The organism is Paenibacillus xylanexedens, assembly GCF_007680605.1.
Classification (GTDB): domain Bacteria; phylum Bacillota; class Bacilli; order Paenibacillales; family Paenibacillaceae; genus Paenibacillus; species Paenibacillus xylanexedens_B.
Genome location: NZ_VEIO01000001.1, coordinates 974,448 through 990,597, shown reverse-complemented (window position 1 = coordinate 990,597; position 16,150 = coordinate 974,448). Strand labels below are relative to the sequence as shown.

The window sequence follows — 16,150 nt, the reverse complement described above, 5'->3', positions numbered from 1 at the left end:
CTCCTTTCTTCTCCTATTCGCGCAGTGTAATCTCTTGAAAGAGGGTATAACCGAAACTGATGATTTGCTGAATCAGGCTAAAGAAAAGCAAGCCCAGGAAGATCACAACTCCCATGACAACCAGCGTAAGAAACATGGTGGTGATCGTTTTCATGACCGAGTATTGATGTACTGTCTTGGTTCCGATAAACAGCAACCACACAAACCAGATCACACCAAACGAGTCAAGCAGGTAATAAAAAGAAGATTCACGCAGCGTGATCACATTACTCAGTAAAATATTAGGAATGTTGACCAGAATAAGCGGAAGCATCGCGTACCCTGTTGCAATCAAGATGTCTTTGAACTTGCCTTCCCCGTCCATCAGTGTAGTCAGCGACCAGTTGGAAATACACCAGAGCAGAAAAGGGAGTACGATATATTTGAATTCGTTAATACTATTAAGCGAGAGCGGATAGTTATCATTGACAACATATCCGGCAAACTGTCGCTTCAAGATCATCGTTATCGTGACAGCCAGAAGCACTAGCAATGCAACGCGCAATCTGCCTTTATTTTCATATTTCAAATCCCAGTATCCGTCAAAAGGTCGTACCGCCACATGCAGAGAGTATTTGAGTTCCTTAATTAGCGACATCTCTGACCCCCCTCTCATTCCTTGTTCTGGCAATCCGGCGCCAGACGATGACGCTGATTAGCAATGCAATTGCTACAGTCATGTACATTCCGAAATATTCACGCATGTATTCTCTCCGATACTTCGCTAAGGCTTTGGAATAGTATTCGCGGTCGTTTCCCAGCTTCAGGTAGGTCATGGCATCTTTGTATTTTCCTTCTCGCAGCATGGATTTACCGATCCCGATGTAAGCCATCTCATAGTTCGCGTCAAGGCGTAGTACCTCTTGCCATAACTTTGCGGCTTCCGTATGTTTACCGGAACTGTACAGGCGGTTGGCTTCGTTAACCAGGCTTCCAAACGTTGTTGCCTTGAACTCCGTAATTCGTCCAAGATCGCGATCCAGTACATAGATCGCGTCCCCATAGCTTTCGATGGCGACCGGATTTTTGAATGTACCGATCTGATTGCCAAGCTGCCCTATGACATAGAGCAGATTACCGTCCTCGTTATACGTGAACACCCGGCCTCTTGTTGAATCCAGCGCACGATAGACACCGTTACTGGATACCTTGATATCGACGAAGGAAGAGCGATTGAAGGTCAAGTCTCCGACCGGTGCGAATTCACCGTTGACCCGAAGTACGTCGATACCGGACGGATTCAATCTTTTGACCGCAGAAAGCGAGTTTTTGTCCGCTGTTGTGGTGTAGATAAAACCGCCATCATCGATGTCCGCGTTGTTGAACTCCAGCGGGATAAACCGAACCATTTTCTCACGCTGTTCCTTGGTAGATACGGTTTTCCAGAACAGGTCGATCGGATCAAACTGCACACGGTTGGTACCCATAAATCCGGTGAAACGTCCGTCACTGTCGAACTCGATCAGTCCTTCGAAGACCCCGCGGCCGACCACATAAATTCGTCCAGCTTTGTCCACGATCACCTTGCGAGGAAAGTATTCAAAGTTATCACTAAGCACATCCGACTCTGGTGCACCGATGGCACGCACAAAAGTACCATCTTGATTCAACTCTACGATCCGTCTGTTTTCGGTATCCGCAACGTAGATTTGACCTGCTTCCGTCACAAAAAGTCCCTCGGGATTTTTAAAGCTGTCCTTTTTACCGTCATGGTTAAACTCTTGAATGACCCGAACCGTTTCCCATTTCTCGTTCAAGACAACGATCCGTCCATTGCCTGAATCCAGAATATAGAGCAAGCCATCTTTCGCAGCATATAAATCCAGCGGAGACTGCCATGCTCCTGTTCCGGCCTCATCCCCTGTAATTACTCTGGAGGGAAGAAACGCAATCGGTGACTTCACCGCATCTCCCCAATAGTTGTAGGTATATCCCTCATACGGTGCCGCATGAGCCTGGTTATGTCCTAGTCCGGCAATCAGCAGGGAAGCTGCCAGAACGATTAGCCATGATTTCACTCTCATCTGTAACACCCTCTCCCTTAATCCTTCATGCCGGATGAAGCCATCGTTTGAATGACATTGCTCTGCGACAACACAAACGTCACGATTGGGACCGTCATCATGATGACAGCAACAGCCGCGCCTACCCCTGCACGAGCAATCCCTCCTTGCACAATCTGTCCCATGGCATAGTGCATCGTTTTGAGCTGCTCACTGTAGATAAAACTGCCGCCATCCGTTCCCCACAGCATCTGCATCATCAGGATTAGCAGCGTTAACCAAGCCGGTTTAACGAGCGGCATAACGACCTGAAAGAAAATCCGGTACTCGCTCGCACCGTCCATTTTCGCCGCCTCCAGCAGTGCATCCGGGATCTGTTCCATAAACTGTTTCATCAGATACAAACCAAGCGGATAAGCAAAGGCCGGGATAATAATCGCTTGATACGAGTCAAGCCAGCCCAGTGTCGACATGATCATGTAGTTCGGAATCGCCGTGACATGCGGCGAGAACATCAGCGACAATACGATGACGGTAAACAGCACCTTGTGTCCGCGAAACTTGTGTTTCGCCAGTGGATATGCCGCCGCCGAGGCCAGAATGATATGACCGAACGTACCCGCCGCAGTAATAAACACGGTATTAAAAATATATCTGGAAAAGGGAACCCATGAATTTTTCATCACCTGAAACAAATCCGAAAAATTCTCGAACGTCGGATTGCGAACAAACAGGGTTGGCGGGAAAATAAACAGCTCATCCAGCGGCTTAAACGCATTATTGATGACATAGATGAGCGGAACCGCCATAAACGCGCCAAATCCGCCAAGCAACAGGAACAGCAGGATATCGACCTGCCAGGATCGGTTGATTTTTCGTTTCATACGCAGGGCTATTTTCATCTGCTATTCCCCCACTCTCTTCAGAAGCTTTTGTACAAGCAGGTTGGAACCCAGCATCAGACCGAACAACACCGTTGCAATGGCAGACGCATAACCCATTTCGAAGCGAATCGTTCCATAATCCATCAAGTGAGTGACGATCGTATGCGCACCATACTGCACACTTGGGAAACCGGCCAGCGCCGTAGCGACTTCGGCAACCGCCAATGACGCCGTAATCTGAATGACCGCACCAAACATCAGCTGAGGGCGCATCGAGGGCAGCGTAATGTACCATAGCTCCTGCCAGCGATTCTGAACTCCATCGATTGCACCCGCTTCATATAGCGTACGATCCACGGTCTGCAAACCGGCGATGAACGCCAGGAAACTGGTTCCCAAGCTGAGCCATAGCTGCACAAGCATGATGATCGCCAGCATATATTTCGGATCTTGAAGCCACAGAATCGGCTCGTAAAGAATACCTGTTTTCATCAAGAAACCGTTCATAATGCCGTACGAATCCCCGGAGAAAATAATTTGCCAAATAAAAAACACATTGCCCGAAATGGAAGGCGCAAAAAAGATCAGGGTCATAAAGGCTCTCACCTTGGGATTCAGCTCATTGATCAGCCATGCAAATACAAAACAGGCGATGTAACTGATCGGGCCGGTGACTACCGAGAAAATAATCGTATTTTTGAGACCAATCAAGAACACATCATCATTCCAGAGCAACTTGGAGTAATTCTCCCAGCCGACCCATTGCGGAAACTCCAGCATATTGAAGTTAGTAAAGCTGAAGAAAATGGAGATGATGACGGGAAACACAGTAAATAATAAAAACAACAACATATACGGAGATAGTAGAACATACAGATGTTTATCCCGCTTCATATCTCTGACAAAGAGTTCCCATTTCCCCGGCATGCCGGCAGGCATGCGCTTGGGCCGAGAACCGGTTTTGTTCACAATGTCTGTCTTTTGCAAAAGAGTCCCTCCCTAGCGCATTCCGTCCAATTTAAACTCTTTTCGTTTCTGCTGAATTTCGTAGTTAATTTCCTGCACATAATCGTAGATGGCATCCGTGGAATTGGTACCGTTATTCACAACCTCACGCAAGGCATTGTCCAGATGGCGACCTGTAAAGTAACCTCCAGGCACTTCAGGCACGCCCTGCACCCACTCCCATTGTTCTTCCAAACTGCGGTAATCGCGGATTGGCCAAGGCAATTCCTGTAATGCTTCAATGTTAGCTGTCGGATATCGCGCTGCAGCTCCCATCAGACCTTCCATTTCCCGTCCGAATCGAACCTGCGCGTCCTTGCTGACCCACCATTTCATGAATTCCCAGGCGGCATCCTTATGTTTGGATTGCTTGAGCATCACCGTCGCCGTGCCACCACTGGCCACATCCCGTTTGATGCTTCCGTCCTTCTGCTTGATTCCTGGTACCGGGATGAACTCCCATAGTCCCTTGATCTCTGGCGCAGATACGGACAAATAGTTGTAGAAGGTGTAGTCCATAATACCAACTGGCATTTCACCTGTTCTAAAACGCATTGGGAAATCGAAGGTGAGCGGAAGTTTATAACTGGTATAAAAATTCGTCCATTCTTTGAACGCTTCCAGTCCCGTTTCCGTATCCATACCACTTCTGGCACCTTGATCTAAATAGAATGAACCACCCATTTGGTAGAGCAGCATTGCATACGCCCGGTTCACTTCGAGTACCGGTACGCCAGTGGTTTGAGCAAGCGGCAATGCCATTTCCATGTTGTGCTTTTGGAGCACAGGAATCATGGCATATACGTCTTCCCACGTCTGCGGTGGCTCAAGGTCAAGCTGTTCCAGAATATCTTTTCGGTAAAATAACATGTTGAAAATTTGCTGTTCCGGCAGTGCAAATACTTGATCCTCAAATTGATAAGGAACCATAGCACTGTCCCTGAACTGTTTAATCAACTCGTGATATCCCGGATACGTCGACAGATCCTCTGCCGCGTGACGCATCCCGAAATTAACCGGCACATCATTGCCTACTTGCATCGCTACATCCGGGCCTTCTCCTGCAAGTGAGGCGCGTAGCAATACATCGGCATTGACCAGCTTGAGATTGACACTAATGCCTGTCAGCGGCGTAAACGTGTCATCAATCATCGCTTTTAATACCTGTGCCTGGTCGCGGCCTGTACCAATCCAGACGGTAACGGATTTATCTTCATCCGCCGTGCTGCCGATCGTGTCGTAATCCTCGAAAAAGGAATGGAAGAAAGACGACACTTCATGTCCAGCTTTACGGAATGCCGAATCATTTGCTTTTGGCAGCTTCTCATCAGGTGAGGCTAAGAGCAGGTAATCAATTTCAAGCGGTTGCTCCCGAACTTCAAGAAGCCAGGAACCGACGCTTCCGACGTTAATTTTGAATTGAGACAACCGTTTCTGAACCGTTTCCGGTTTGTCGGCCAGATCGGCTAACTGATAAGCGGTTTTATTCAAAATTGCAGTCTTATCACTCTTTTCTCCTGTTAGACGAATCAATTCTTCAGAAACCGCATTCAAGATATCGCTTTGCTTATGAAATACTTCCACCATATCTGGAATCTGTTTCTCTAATTGATAATCGCGATACGGGTCAGGCACATTGCCCGTGATCATCAGAATTTTTCGATACATCGCATTGATCTCAAGCACGCTGGCTTCAACCTGACGGATCAAAGGCGCAATGGCTCCGAGACTGACCTCAAGCCGTAGATCATGTTTTCCTTTGGTTAAATAAAATAAATACGGCTCTTCTTCGCTGCCAAGCACATGCATCTGCCAATCCGAATCATAGAAGAATGGAATCTGCATCATCTCTTTGAATGGCGTTTTGTTATCAATCTGCAACGAGCGTGTGGAGTAAATGCCTCGCAGCAATTCCTGTCTGCCTTTGATCGCAATTTTATATAGGCCATCTTCGGGTACATCCATTTCCCATGCAATCCATTGCCCCGGCACGCGCCAGTTGTTCCCACCTATGGTATTCATTCTAATTTTGGAAACATCATATGGCTCTGTCGATGTGCTGGATCGATCCGTAATCGGATACAATGTCGGTGATGACTTGAATGCGGCCTGCTCCCCTTGAACTTTGATCAAGTGTCCGCTTGTTTTTGCGTATCCCTTCGTTTCATAGTCCTGCTTGAGTTCCGCATAGGAAGGCGGTTCTTCGTAATGATGCAGTTTGATGGTATCAATGACCATCGGTTCCCGCGTCGACACAAGCTTTATGGAGTGTTTCCCTGCTGAAAAATAAAACTGGTACGGCTCTTCATAATAGCCTTCTTTATCTCTCAGGATGGACTCCTGCCACATTGGTGCTTCGATCTGACGGGGGCGAAGGTCATTGCCTCGATTGTCCTTCTCGATCTCAGACTTCTCATTAACCCAAATCCGATGAAAGCTCATGTTGCGTGCACTGTTGAACGGGATCTTTCCATCAATCCATAACTCACGTTCGATGGCAGAGCTTTTCCCTTGAATCGGGTAATAGCGCAAGGTCATCTGATACATCCCGGATTCCGGAACATCCACGTCCCATTGCACGGAACCACTTTCCTCTGTTCGTATGAACTTACCTGTTTCGCCGCCAAGCTCTGTGATCATCTCGGGCTTCATGCCTTCAGAAGCTGTGTAATCTGCTCCCTGAATGACAATTTCCCTGGAAGGCCGCTTCTCGTTCTGGTGTTGCTGCAGATAATAATCGTAGCTACCCTCCGCAGCAGACTCCGATATCGGCATCACACGGCTCGGATCTGATGTTCGATTTCCGGTTTTCGAATTACCGCTCGCACCGGAACTGAATATCGCATACACCACGACGAGCATTACCATGACGACGACAATCGTCACTCGGGATAATGTGAATTTCACCCAATGCCCCTCCTTTAACTGACTCTCTTAAAAGTAATCACATGGACGGCCCGCAAATTTGTTTCCCGGCTAACCGAGAACAGATATGAGGCCGTCAACTTATATACATTATTTTTTCTTGTCTTGCTCTCCACTCAACACTTTTTTCACAGCAGCCTGCGCAGGTGCGATAACTTGTGCAACACCTGTGGAAGGTGTAATCTCGCCTTTAACAAATTTTTCTGTTACGCTGTCCAATTGTTCTTTGATGCCCAAACCGCCGAAGCGTCCGCCAAACAAACGTTGTACCTCGCCGTTATCATTCATCGCATTCGCGATTGAAGTTTCATCCGGTAAAATATTTTCAAGAGACAGTCTGCGGTTATCCTGCCAGTTATCAAAGTCTTGCAGATCTTCCCAAATTTTCACGATCACATCTGCATCCTTAACGCCTTTCGGAATAACATAAGCTGCTGTCTGACCGAATGGTTCATAATAAGACTGCGCTTTAGGGCCCTTCGGCATATAAACATATCCCCACTCATCCTTCAGCTTATCTACGATACGGCCTTCAACCTCCCAGAGTCCGCCCGGATACATCGCAATCGTACCTTCTCCGAAATATTTGGCCGGATCTTCCCAGTCGTTGCCCCCGTTGGCTTTGATCACTTTATGCTCGGTGTACAGGCTATGCAGAAAGTTAAGCGCTTCCATGGCTTCGGGAGAATTAAACGTCACTTTGTTAGTCTGCTCATCGTATAATTTACCGCCGTTGCTCGCGATCAGCATCTCCGAAAGCACGTAATGTGCTCCAGCCAGACCGTATTGATCCATCTTACCGTCACCATTGCGGTCAACGGTTAACTTTTTGGCCGCATCCAGCATCGTATTCCAGTTCCAGTTACCCTCATCCATTAACTGCTGTGGGTCTTTCAAACCCGCTTCCTTGAAAATCCGCTTGTTATAGAACAAGCCGCTTTCATTCGGTGTATACCAGCTTTCGAGGCCATACACCTTGTCTCCACCAAAACGCATGGAATCCACAACATCCTTCTCGACCCGAGTGTCTTTGAGATAATCATCCAGCGGTGTCAAGAATCCACCATGCATAAGTCCCCAGATGAAGCCGTCAGGAATGCGGACAATTTCCGCAAAAGGCTCGTTGGCAAGCACGGAGGAAGACAGTTTTTCAGATGTAGACCAGTATTCTGTATTTAAATACTTGATTTTCACGTTATATTTTTCTTCCACCATTTTGATCCGCTCACGCGCCAATTCATCTGACTCTGAATCTCCTTTGGGAGTGGCATCCCACCAGTGAGATATGCGAATGACCCGTCCGTTCAAATCAGGAGCTGGCGCCGCCTCCTCCTTCTCTTCTTCCTTGGCAGGTGTGGTGTTTGTCTCCGTCTCGGCTGGTTTAGTCGCCACAGGCTCGGCTGGTTTATCGTTAGAACCACTACATGCAGACAAAAGCGTGATCAAAGCGGCAAACAAAACGATGAACATGATTTGGTTAGAAATCAATTTTTTCAACACGGGTTGCCTCCCTTAAGTAAATGATTTTACTTTACTTGCTTTTTTCGCCCTTCAATACTTTCTGAATCCCTGCCTGTGCAGGTCCAATGACCTGAGCAACACCTGTAGATGGGGTCACTTCACCTTTCACAAACTTTTCGGTTACACTGCCCAGAGCTTCCTTAACACCTAATCCTCCAGCACGAGCACCGTATACTCGTTCAACCTGTCCGTTGTCATTCATGGCGTTAGCGATAGAAGCTTCGTCAGGCAAAATGTTTTCTAACCACAAACGGTGATTATCCTGCCAGTTGTCAAAGTCCTGGAGCTCTTCCCAAATTTTCACGATGATATCGGCATCCTTTACGCCTTTGGGGATAACGAAACTTTCTGTACTGTTGACTGTATCCAGATACGTTTTTGCTTTTGGACCTTTAGGCATGTAAACATAACCCCAGTCGTCCTTTAACTTATCAAGAATACGACCTTCGACTTCCCATAATCCGCCAGGGTACATCGCTATGTTGCCTTCTGAGAAGAATTTAGATGGATCTTCCCAATCATTACCGGCGTTAGCCTTCACTACTTTGTGGTCATTGTACAGACTATATAAGAAGTTAAGCGCTTCCAAGGATTCAGGTGAATCAAACGCTGCCTTCTGCGTTGCCTCGTCATACATCTTGCCGCCGTTACTTCCAATCAGCATTTCATGAAATACATAGTACGCACCCGACAGACCATACTGATCCATCTTGCCGTCCCCATTTTTATCTACAGTTAGCTTCTTGGCAGCATCCAGCATCGTATCCCAGTTCCAGTTATCCTCTTCCAGCAATTGTTGCGGATCTTTCAAACCAGCTTCCTTAAAGATTCGTTTATTGTAAAACATTCCGCTGTCATTCGGGGTATACCATCCCGTCAGACCATATACCTTATCACTGCCGAATCGCATCGAATCGATGACATCCGGCTTAATCTGCGTATCCTTCAGATAATCATCCAGTGGTGTAAGGAATCCGCCCTGCATAAGACCCCAAATATTACCGTCAGGCACACGTACAATCTCTGCAAAAGGTTCATTCGCCATTACAGATGAAGAAATTTTCTCGGATGTTGCTCCATAATCTGTATTCAGATAGGAAATTTTAACGTTGTATTTCTCTTCTACATTTTTGATTCGTTCACGTGCGCGCTCATCCGCCTCCGAATCTCCCTTGGGAGATGCATCCCACCAGTTCGATATACGGACTGCTCTGCCCTTCAAGTCCACCTTAGGCTCCTGTTTTTCCTCTACAGGTTCGACTGCCGCTTCTTTGTTTTTATCCGCTGGTGGCTGAGTCGCCGTGTCAGGTGGTGTACCTCCACCACTGCAACCAGCAATAATGGTTACGAGTAATGTGAATATCACCAACAGGCTGAACCTTTTCTTTCTCACAAACTTCATCTTTCACACGCTCCCCCTCAAAGTTAGATAAAGATGAATCAAGCTTGCAGCATGCTTGGATGACTTCCTGGAATGACTTAACTCATCACAAGGCTGTCACGGATGGGAACTTGAAAACCTGCCTTCTCCCTTCAACAGAAAGCGCTTACGAAGTTGTCGGGATTTAATGAAACGGATTTCATGAAACCCATTTCATTATAGTATCATAAAAAGCCTTGGGTCAATACATATTCTGTTATTATTTAGAATATTTTGATCCCCTCTATTTCATTCCGCACAATTTCAGGAAAACATAACACTTAAAGGGGATAAATCATCAAAACCCTCTTACACTATACTAAATGATATCGTAGAGGGCTTCATATATGATTTAGTTTGGTTTGGTTTGGGGTTTTAAGTTTGAGGCACAACAAAAGATTCTACTTCCCGGGTCCATTTCCCCTCTTCATCCGCCAGTAACGTTTTCCAGCCGAGTTGATTAGCCGAATGCAAATTTTTCTCTTGATCATCTATAAATAAGACCTCTGCTCCATATACAAAGTGAGTTTCAACAAGTTGATATATCTCAATCTCCGGTTTGCATAGACCTACCTGATTCGAGATGGTTACACTTTGCGCATATGTGCTCAAGCTACCCAGATTCGGCTCTATCCATTCCTTGCAATGATTGCTCAGCAGATGAATATCGGCGTACTTACTCCAGCGCTCTAGGAATTGAGCCGCAGATAACGGAACGATTGAATCGAATAAAATGTCCCTTGCTCGGCTAATTGATAATTCAGGATAAGCTTTCCCTAAGGATACCCAAAACTCTTGTTCGCTCATCTTTCCAGTCCAAAGATCTCTTTTGATGCCGCCAAAGTGCTTTTTTAATTGTTCTGCTGACAGGTTTGTTTCTTGAATCATCTCTTTCCAGCACCTTAAGGACATATTACTCAACAACACCCCTGCGATATCCAAAACGAGCTGTGGTCTTGTCTGCATGGTATCAATCCTCTCCTTAACTTTCGGAATCATAATCAAACCAGAAACTTATATGCATATTTTGATAGCAGAACAATCTGTCCGGAGACTTGCTGAACATTCAAATCACTTAAAAGCATCATGAGGCAGAAAAGCATGTACCCCTTTCACACCATTCACAATTTGCGTGATACGCAGATCAACCACCGCGCTTCCCAGCGCAATCGCTTCTACCCGCTCCAGGCCATATAACTCGCCCATCAGGCCCAACATGCCATCCAATGCTTGAACCGTTGCTTCATTCAAATCCTCATCAAAACCAAAGGTAATCCATCCAGAAGGCGTATGCGCACGTGGATTGGTCAGCTTTATATCATCTATGACATTCACTGTGATATCTACAAGCTCCATGGCACATTCAATCGCCTGGCAGCTGACTTCCCCATCGCCTTGCCGTGCATGACCATCACCAATCGCCAGATAACCCCCATCTACAGGAAAAGGCAAATATAACTTACTTCCCCGTACTAGTTCCTTGCAGTCGATGTTCCCTCCACAATATCGCGGCGGCCATGTCGTATGGATTCCACCTGATTCTGGCGGCATGCCCACGACACCCATGAATGGATTTAAGGATACGCTGTATGACTTGCCCCGCACTTTACAAGACCCGCTCATCGCTTGTCGATCAAGTGTCCAATTCAGGGATAGTTCTTCGACCTCTGTTAGATGCAATTTCTGATTCTGCCAGTTGGGATATCCTCCTGCGGAAGTAAACCCGTAACTGCCTGGAATAATCTCATTGAAAATGATCTCAAGAGTCTTTCCTTGCTTCGCCTCTTCAACATAAATTGGACCGATCAAGGCGTGACCTCCATCTTTTTCACCTTGTCGTGGAAAAGGTTTCTTCCGTTCCGCATAACTTTTGCCTGTCCCCCAACCTGCGTCTAACGTCTGAAAACGGATGGAGTCCCTTGATTTTATTTTCAATATGGGTGTTGCCTCATTAGTAAATGAACCGATTAGACTTTCCTGAGCTAATGTAACGGTATGAATGCTCATAACCATCCCTCCGCAACGAGATACGTTTTCAACGGCTTCATATGATGCTGGTCATGCCATATAAATTCTTCAAGGTATTCGGGAATATAAAACAGGTTACCGTCCAAACCCTTATACTTTAGCTGGATCTGTTCCTCCGATAACCCTCGAATATCATTCATGATTTTGTGGCGGTACGTAATCGCCTTATCGACGATCTCTGACACTTCGGTGCGGTTTCCGTACTCCACAGCTTTGCGATTAAATTCATCGAAATCGACATGTTTCAATGTGATTGGCTGATTCAGAGCAATTTTCTCAATCGCTTCCTTGTAAAAATATCGATCCCATAACATCATATGGCTTACGATCGACTTAATCGTCCATTTTCCTTTTTCTAGACTGGAATTCCAGACCTTTTCTTCGAGACGACTCAACGTTTTGACAAACAACGTCCATTCTTCAAAAGTTTGAAGCAGCTGTCCCATTTCTTTGTTCATCATCTATGTCCCCCTTCTCTTCGTAAACGATGGTTCACTCTCTCACTTTCTATATCTGTGATTTCTTTGGTCACGATTTTCTTGCATGATTGAAACGATGTATTCCGAATTGTTGGAAGTCTGACTGTAACACAGCATCTCTCAAAGGATATAGATTTGCCGTGAATCGCAACTCAATTCCTCTGGCCAAAAGCCTCTCTACCAGATGATCTATTTTTTCTATGTAACTTGGTATAATCACCTGATCAGAAATATAGTACCCTGCGGTTTCATCAAAAAGTTTAAACGACGCTTCATCCATATGGTAGCGATATAACGTTTGCTGTATGATCCTTGGGTACCAATCGCTCTCAACGGTTACAATGAGGTCTGCATTGGTGTGTTTAAAAAACAACTCATGATGTTCATCCTTCATGTCTTTCGTTCTTCGAATAACAATACGAGGACAATCTCTCGGAAAGTAATAACTGAATTCATGCTGCTCATCAATTGCCCAGACAACCGCCGGAAAATCAGGCCGATTTTGTTTCATTCTTGGTTTAAAGATATGAATATCAGATTCTTCACTGAAATGATATAACATTCGATACACCTCTGATCGATGAAGTTAAGCTTCAAGCAGTATGTTCAACCCTTTTCTAATCTCATATGTTAAATGATTATTCGCTAACAAACCCTTGATCAGGTCCTGATTCACATACTCATTACTTGTTTGCAAATACTCTAAAATCAAATCCGCTTTCTCGTGTCTGCCCATCATGTGATAAGCAACGTACCACACTTCGGGACTTGAAACGTGCATTCCGTGCCATTTTACATTTGGAATAGGCGATATAGGTAACTCCAGCCGACTTCCATCTACATCAAATGCGAATCCGCCGATGACATCCACGTTTAACGACTCAATCTCAATCCTGTATTCACTTGCAAAAGGTTTGTCGCCGCTTTCCTTCTCGTTCCACTCATATCCAGCAATCGCTTCTATGAATTTGGATTTTGGGCAATCGACCATCAGATCCCAATCGTTCACGGAATCAACCAAGCCAAGAAAACACAACATCGCACTTCCACCCAGTGAATATGCAATATGATTCGTTTCTAAACGTTTGACTAATGGTAAAATCTCTTGAGGATTCATCATTATGTGTCCCACTCCTAACGCTCATTTTATATCAATCATTCGTATCTAAATTACATTAATATAAAATCTCAATCTGGTTGTATACGTTCAGCGGCTTCTGATCAATCAACACATTTGGGTCTTTCTGCTCGGTAAGTAACATATTCAATATATTTAACTCGTAGTACCATTCTCCGGTATCCTGATAGATATGCCGTCCGTTGTACACCACTTTTCCATATTCGTTTGAAGTCAATCCAAATGCCCGCTCTGTCAAAGGCTGATATCGCTTGTCATATCGGACAGGTTTCCCACATTCCGGGGAGTAGGTGAAGGTTACATCATATTCGGAATTTTCGGATTCAGGCTCCTTATTATCAATCAAAACACAACCCAATTTGATATTCTTTGCAGCAGGTTTCAGAATGACACTTTTATCTTGAATCGTCTCAAAACCGTTCTTGTTCTGCAAAATGACCAGCCTGTGGTAAGGCAGACCATAGGACATGTCGTAACTGAACAGCGTATCCGGTAAACGGAAGGCTTTCTCCATATCATTTCTGGCAGTGGAAAAAGGGGCCCCTCTCACTTCCTTCTCCCAGCGCAAGGTTATGAACTGAAGAAGTATTCTTTCTCGATTCGAGCGCTCTTTATGTTTCCCAAACTGCATATCTGTTTGCTCCTTCTTCCTGCTATTGTGCTGAAATAGTCAAGAAGCTGGTCCATCTTGCTTTAGACGTCCCAGCTTCATTTTTATTCTCCTCGTTTCATGCCACAGAAGAAACCTTATTCACTTTTGAATAACTTGTTTATAATCATCTCGGCGCATTCTTCAGGTGTATGCTGACTCGTATCTACCGAGTATGTGTACTGAATGTCGGACGCCATAATACGATGTTGCTCTTCAGACTGGTCTTCTCTGCGGTCTCCCCGTTCAATGTTACGCTGACGACAGATATCGAGAGGGCAGTATAGTTCCACAATATCGAGAGGATATCCTTCGAAAATTGTTTTCACTTGTTCATAATGCGGTGCGAGCTCAGGTCTCTCCACCAATATCCCATCGATCAGCACATGCTTGCCATGGTCTGAGAATACCTTCGCTGTGTGATACATCATGAGGATGGCTTCGCTCAGGTACTTCCAATAATCAGTCTGCAGATGTTTATCGCCGATTGTATTCTCAAATAAATCATTCGCCACAACATAAAAGAACGGATCGTCGTATGACTGCATCGCCTCGACTATAGACGTTTTGCCCGAACTCGTTACACCATTCAAAAATATAATTTTACCTTTATCCATTATGTTATCTCCCTTTGCTAAAATAAGAATCTATAAATATTTTACAACGTGTACTAATACGCATTCCAAAGCTCATTAATTCGAGTGAGATCGTTTACAATATTTTAGAAGTGTTCTACCGAGTAAGTACCATTCTGATAAATTAAACAATTAAGCTGCATTCCAAAGGTACATCCACCGTCAATGCCAATCTTATCTTCAGCAAACCAAACGTCCGCTGATCCATGTATGTCTTTCGTTTTGGTATGTCCAAAGACAACTTTTTTGTGAAGGTCTCCGAATGCATGCTGGATAAATTTATCTTTAATATACATAAAATCATGCTCGGGTTGTTGCCTCCATTCACTGTAATCCGGATTCAATCCAGCATGAACATAAATATGATTTTCATCCTCGTGGAATAAAGGTAAGTTGCTCAAAAAATTAATATGATGACTATAATCCGCCTGTATGATCTTCCTTGCCGTTTCTAACACTTCATTCGAAACTTGATCGTTCAGTTGACAGTAACTTTCAAGGGTTTGAAGTCCTCCATGTTCCATAAACTTGGATTGAATGGATGAAGTTCCGTCATATATGAGATCCACGAATCTTTGGTCATGATTTCCTTTTAATGCGATAGCGCGATGTTCTTGTACTAATTCCATGACCTTAGCGACGACTTCTCTACTATTTGCACCTCGATCTACGTAATCTCCCAAGAGGATCAACTGATCATATTTTGAATTGTAGTCTACGTTAATTAACAATAGATTTAATGCATCAATGCAACCATGAATATCACTAATCATGAGAGTTCGATTCATAGAAACCCTTCCTTTTGGATCTTCATGCAGTAAAAACTGACATTTGAAAATCGGTTATATTCTTCGATGTGCTTTAGCTCAAATTTCAATTCAGTCAACAGTTCGAATAGATCTTCTTTTTTGTGGTATCTATCAAAATCCATATACATAAATTGAGCGTTCGGTTTTAACACCTCTGATATTTTCTGCAAACCTTTCCGGTATGCGCCTGTCTCTTGCAGAGCAGAGCCAATCATGGTGACCAGATCATAAGTTTGAGGCAATTCACATGCTAAAAAGTCCTCACATATAACAGTAGAGGCATTGGGATGGCCCTCCTTTTTTTGTCGGTATTTGAATATGTCACATATATCAGAATCAATATCAATACTTGTTAAACTACCTGCCCCATTCAATAAGTAACCGATATAATCGTCCTATTCCCCTACTCCAATTCCAATATTAAGCGCCTTCATTCCGCTGAACACATTAAAGTATTTGGTTAAAAAATCTCTTGTCTCCAGCTCCAAATACAGACTTGCAGGTGATAAATTCCATTGATAGGCTTCCTTCTCCCTCATATGTAAATAAAAATTCAAGAGATTTTGATCATCCATCCGGGTCACCACCTCAGAATTTACAATCAGTTACTTCAGC

Annotated in this window: 17 protein-coding genes; all 17 read right to left on the bottom strand. The window is 44.7% G+C overall.

Going from position 1 to position 16,150, the window contains the following annotated elements; genetic code table 11:
• Positions 1-13: 13 nt before the first annotated feature.
• The 17 genes from FS818_RS04595 to FS818_RS04515 all read right to left on the bottom strand — a co-directional run bounded on the left by FS818_RS04595 (position 14) and on the right by FS818_RS04515 (position 16,110).
• Complete coding sequence (locus tag FS818_RS04595; RefSeq protein ID WP_145330018.1) at positions 14-637, bottom strand: Yip1 family protein; 624 nt, start codon at positions 635-637, stop codon at positions 14-16.
• Positions 624-2,063, bottom strand: a complete 1,440-nt coding sequence (locus FS818_RS04590; protein ID WP_145330016.1) for a gluconolactonase — start codon at positions 2,061-2,063, stop codon at positions 624-626. Before FS818_RS04590 ends, FS818_RS04595 begins: the two co-directional genes overlap by 14 nt.
• A 17-nt stretch (positions 2,064-2,080) precedes the next feature.
• Complete coding sequence (locus FS818_RS04585) at positions 2,081-2,944, bottom strand: carbohydrate ABC transporter permease (protein WP_123066752.1); 864 nt, start codon at positions 2,942-2,944, stop codon at positions 2,081-2,083.
• Positions 2,945-2,947: 3 nt separating this feature from the next.
• A complete protein-coding gene (locus FS818_RS04580) occupies positions 2,948-3,865 on the bottom strand; it encodes a carbohydrate ABC transporter permease (RefSeq protein WP_145332753.1) in 918 nt (305 codons plus the stop codon).
• Positions 3,866-3,925: 60 nt separating this feature from the next.
• Positions 3,926-6,799: an extracellular solute-binding protein gene (locus FS818_RS04575; protein ID WP_186331613.1), complete on the bottom strand. Its 2,874-nt coding sequence runs from the start codon at positions 6,797-6,799 to the stop codon at positions 3,926-3,928.
• 147 nt (positions 6,800-6,946) lie between these two features.
• On the bottom strand, positions 6,947-8,353 hold the full coding sequence (locus FS818_RS04570; protein ID WP_145330014.1) for an ABC transporter substrate-binding protein: 1,407 nt from the start codon (positions 8,351-8,353) through the stop codon (positions 6,947-6,949).
• A 34-nt stretch (positions 8,354-8,387) separates the two neighbouring features.
• A complete protein-coding gene (locus FS818_RS04565; RefSeq protein WP_145330012.1) occupies positions 8,388-9,779 on the bottom strand; it encodes an extracellular solute-binding protein in 1,392 nt (463 codons plus the stop codon).
• Between the two features lie 393 nt (positions 9,780-10,172).
• Entirely contained in the window at positions 10,173-10,763 is a 591-nt protein-coding gene (locus FS818_RS04560; protein ID WP_145330010.1) for an HAD-IA family hydrolase, read from the bottom strand.
• 105 nt (positions 10,764-10,868) lie between these two features.
• A complete protein-coding gene (locus FS818_RS04555) occupies positions 10,869-11,804 on the bottom strand; it encodes an acetamidase/formamidase family protein (protein ID WP_145330008.1) in 936 nt (311 codons plus the stop codon).
• The gene (locus FS818_RS04550; RefSeq protein ID WP_186375406.1) at positions 11,801-12,283 is read right to left on the bottom strand and encodes a DinB family protein; all 483 of its coding nucleotides are present in this window, start codon (positions 12,281-12,283) and stop codon (positions 11,801-11,803) included. Before FS818_RS04550 ends, FS818_RS04555 begins: the two co-directional genes overlap by 4 nt.
• A 70-nt stretch (positions 12,284-12,353) precedes the next feature.
• The gene (locus FS818_RS04545) at positions 12,354-12,866 is read right to left on the bottom strand and encodes a DUF6886 family protein (protein WP_145330004.1); all 513 of its coding nucleotides are present in this window, start codon (positions 12,864-12,866) and stop codon (positions 12,354-12,356) included.
• A gap of 24 nt (positions 12,867-12,890) precedes the next feature.
• Complete coding sequence (locus FS818_RS04540; protein WP_145330002.1) at positions 12,891-13,424, bottom strand: hypothetical protein; 534 nt, start codon at positions 13,422-13,424, stop codon at positions 12,891-12,893.
• A 55-nt stretch (positions 13,425-13,479) separates the two neighbouring features.
• The gene (locus FS818_RS04535) at positions 13,480-14,073 is read right to left on the bottom strand and encodes a hypothetical protein (RefSeq protein ID WP_145330000.1); all 594 of its coding nucleotides are present in this window, start codon (positions 14,071-14,073) and stop codon (positions 13,480-13,482) included.
• A 116-nt stretch (positions 14,074-14,189) separates the two neighbouring features.
• The gene (locus FS818_RS04530) at positions 14,190-14,708 is read right to left on the bottom strand and encodes a phosphotransferase-like protein (RefSeq protein WP_145329998.1); all 519 of its coding nucleotides are present in this window, start codon (positions 14,706-14,708) and stop codon (positions 14,190-14,192) included.
• A gap of 104 nt (positions 14,709-14,812) precedes the next feature.
• Positions 14,813-15,499 carry a metallophosphoesterase family protein gene (locus FS818_RS04525; RefSeq protein ID WP_313960456.1) on the bottom strand — a complete coding sequence of 229 codons (687 nt, stop codon included), beginning with the start codon at positions 15,497-15,499 and terminating at the stop codon, positions 14,813-14,815.
• A gap of 11 nt (positions 15,500-15,510) precedes the next feature.
• A complete protein-coding gene (locus FS818_RS04520; RefSeq protein WP_145329994.1) occupies positions 15,511-15,909 on the bottom strand; it encodes a methyltransferase domain-containing protein in 399 nt (132 codons plus the stop codon).
• A gap of 21 nt (positions 15,910-15,930) precedes the next feature.
• On the bottom strand, positions 15,931-16,110 hold the full coding sequence (locus FS818_RS04515; RefSeq protein ID WP_145329992.1) for a hypothetical protein: 180 nt from the start codon (positions 16,108-16,110) through the stop codon (positions 15,931-15,933).
• Positions 16,111-16,150 lie beyond the last annotated feature (40 nt).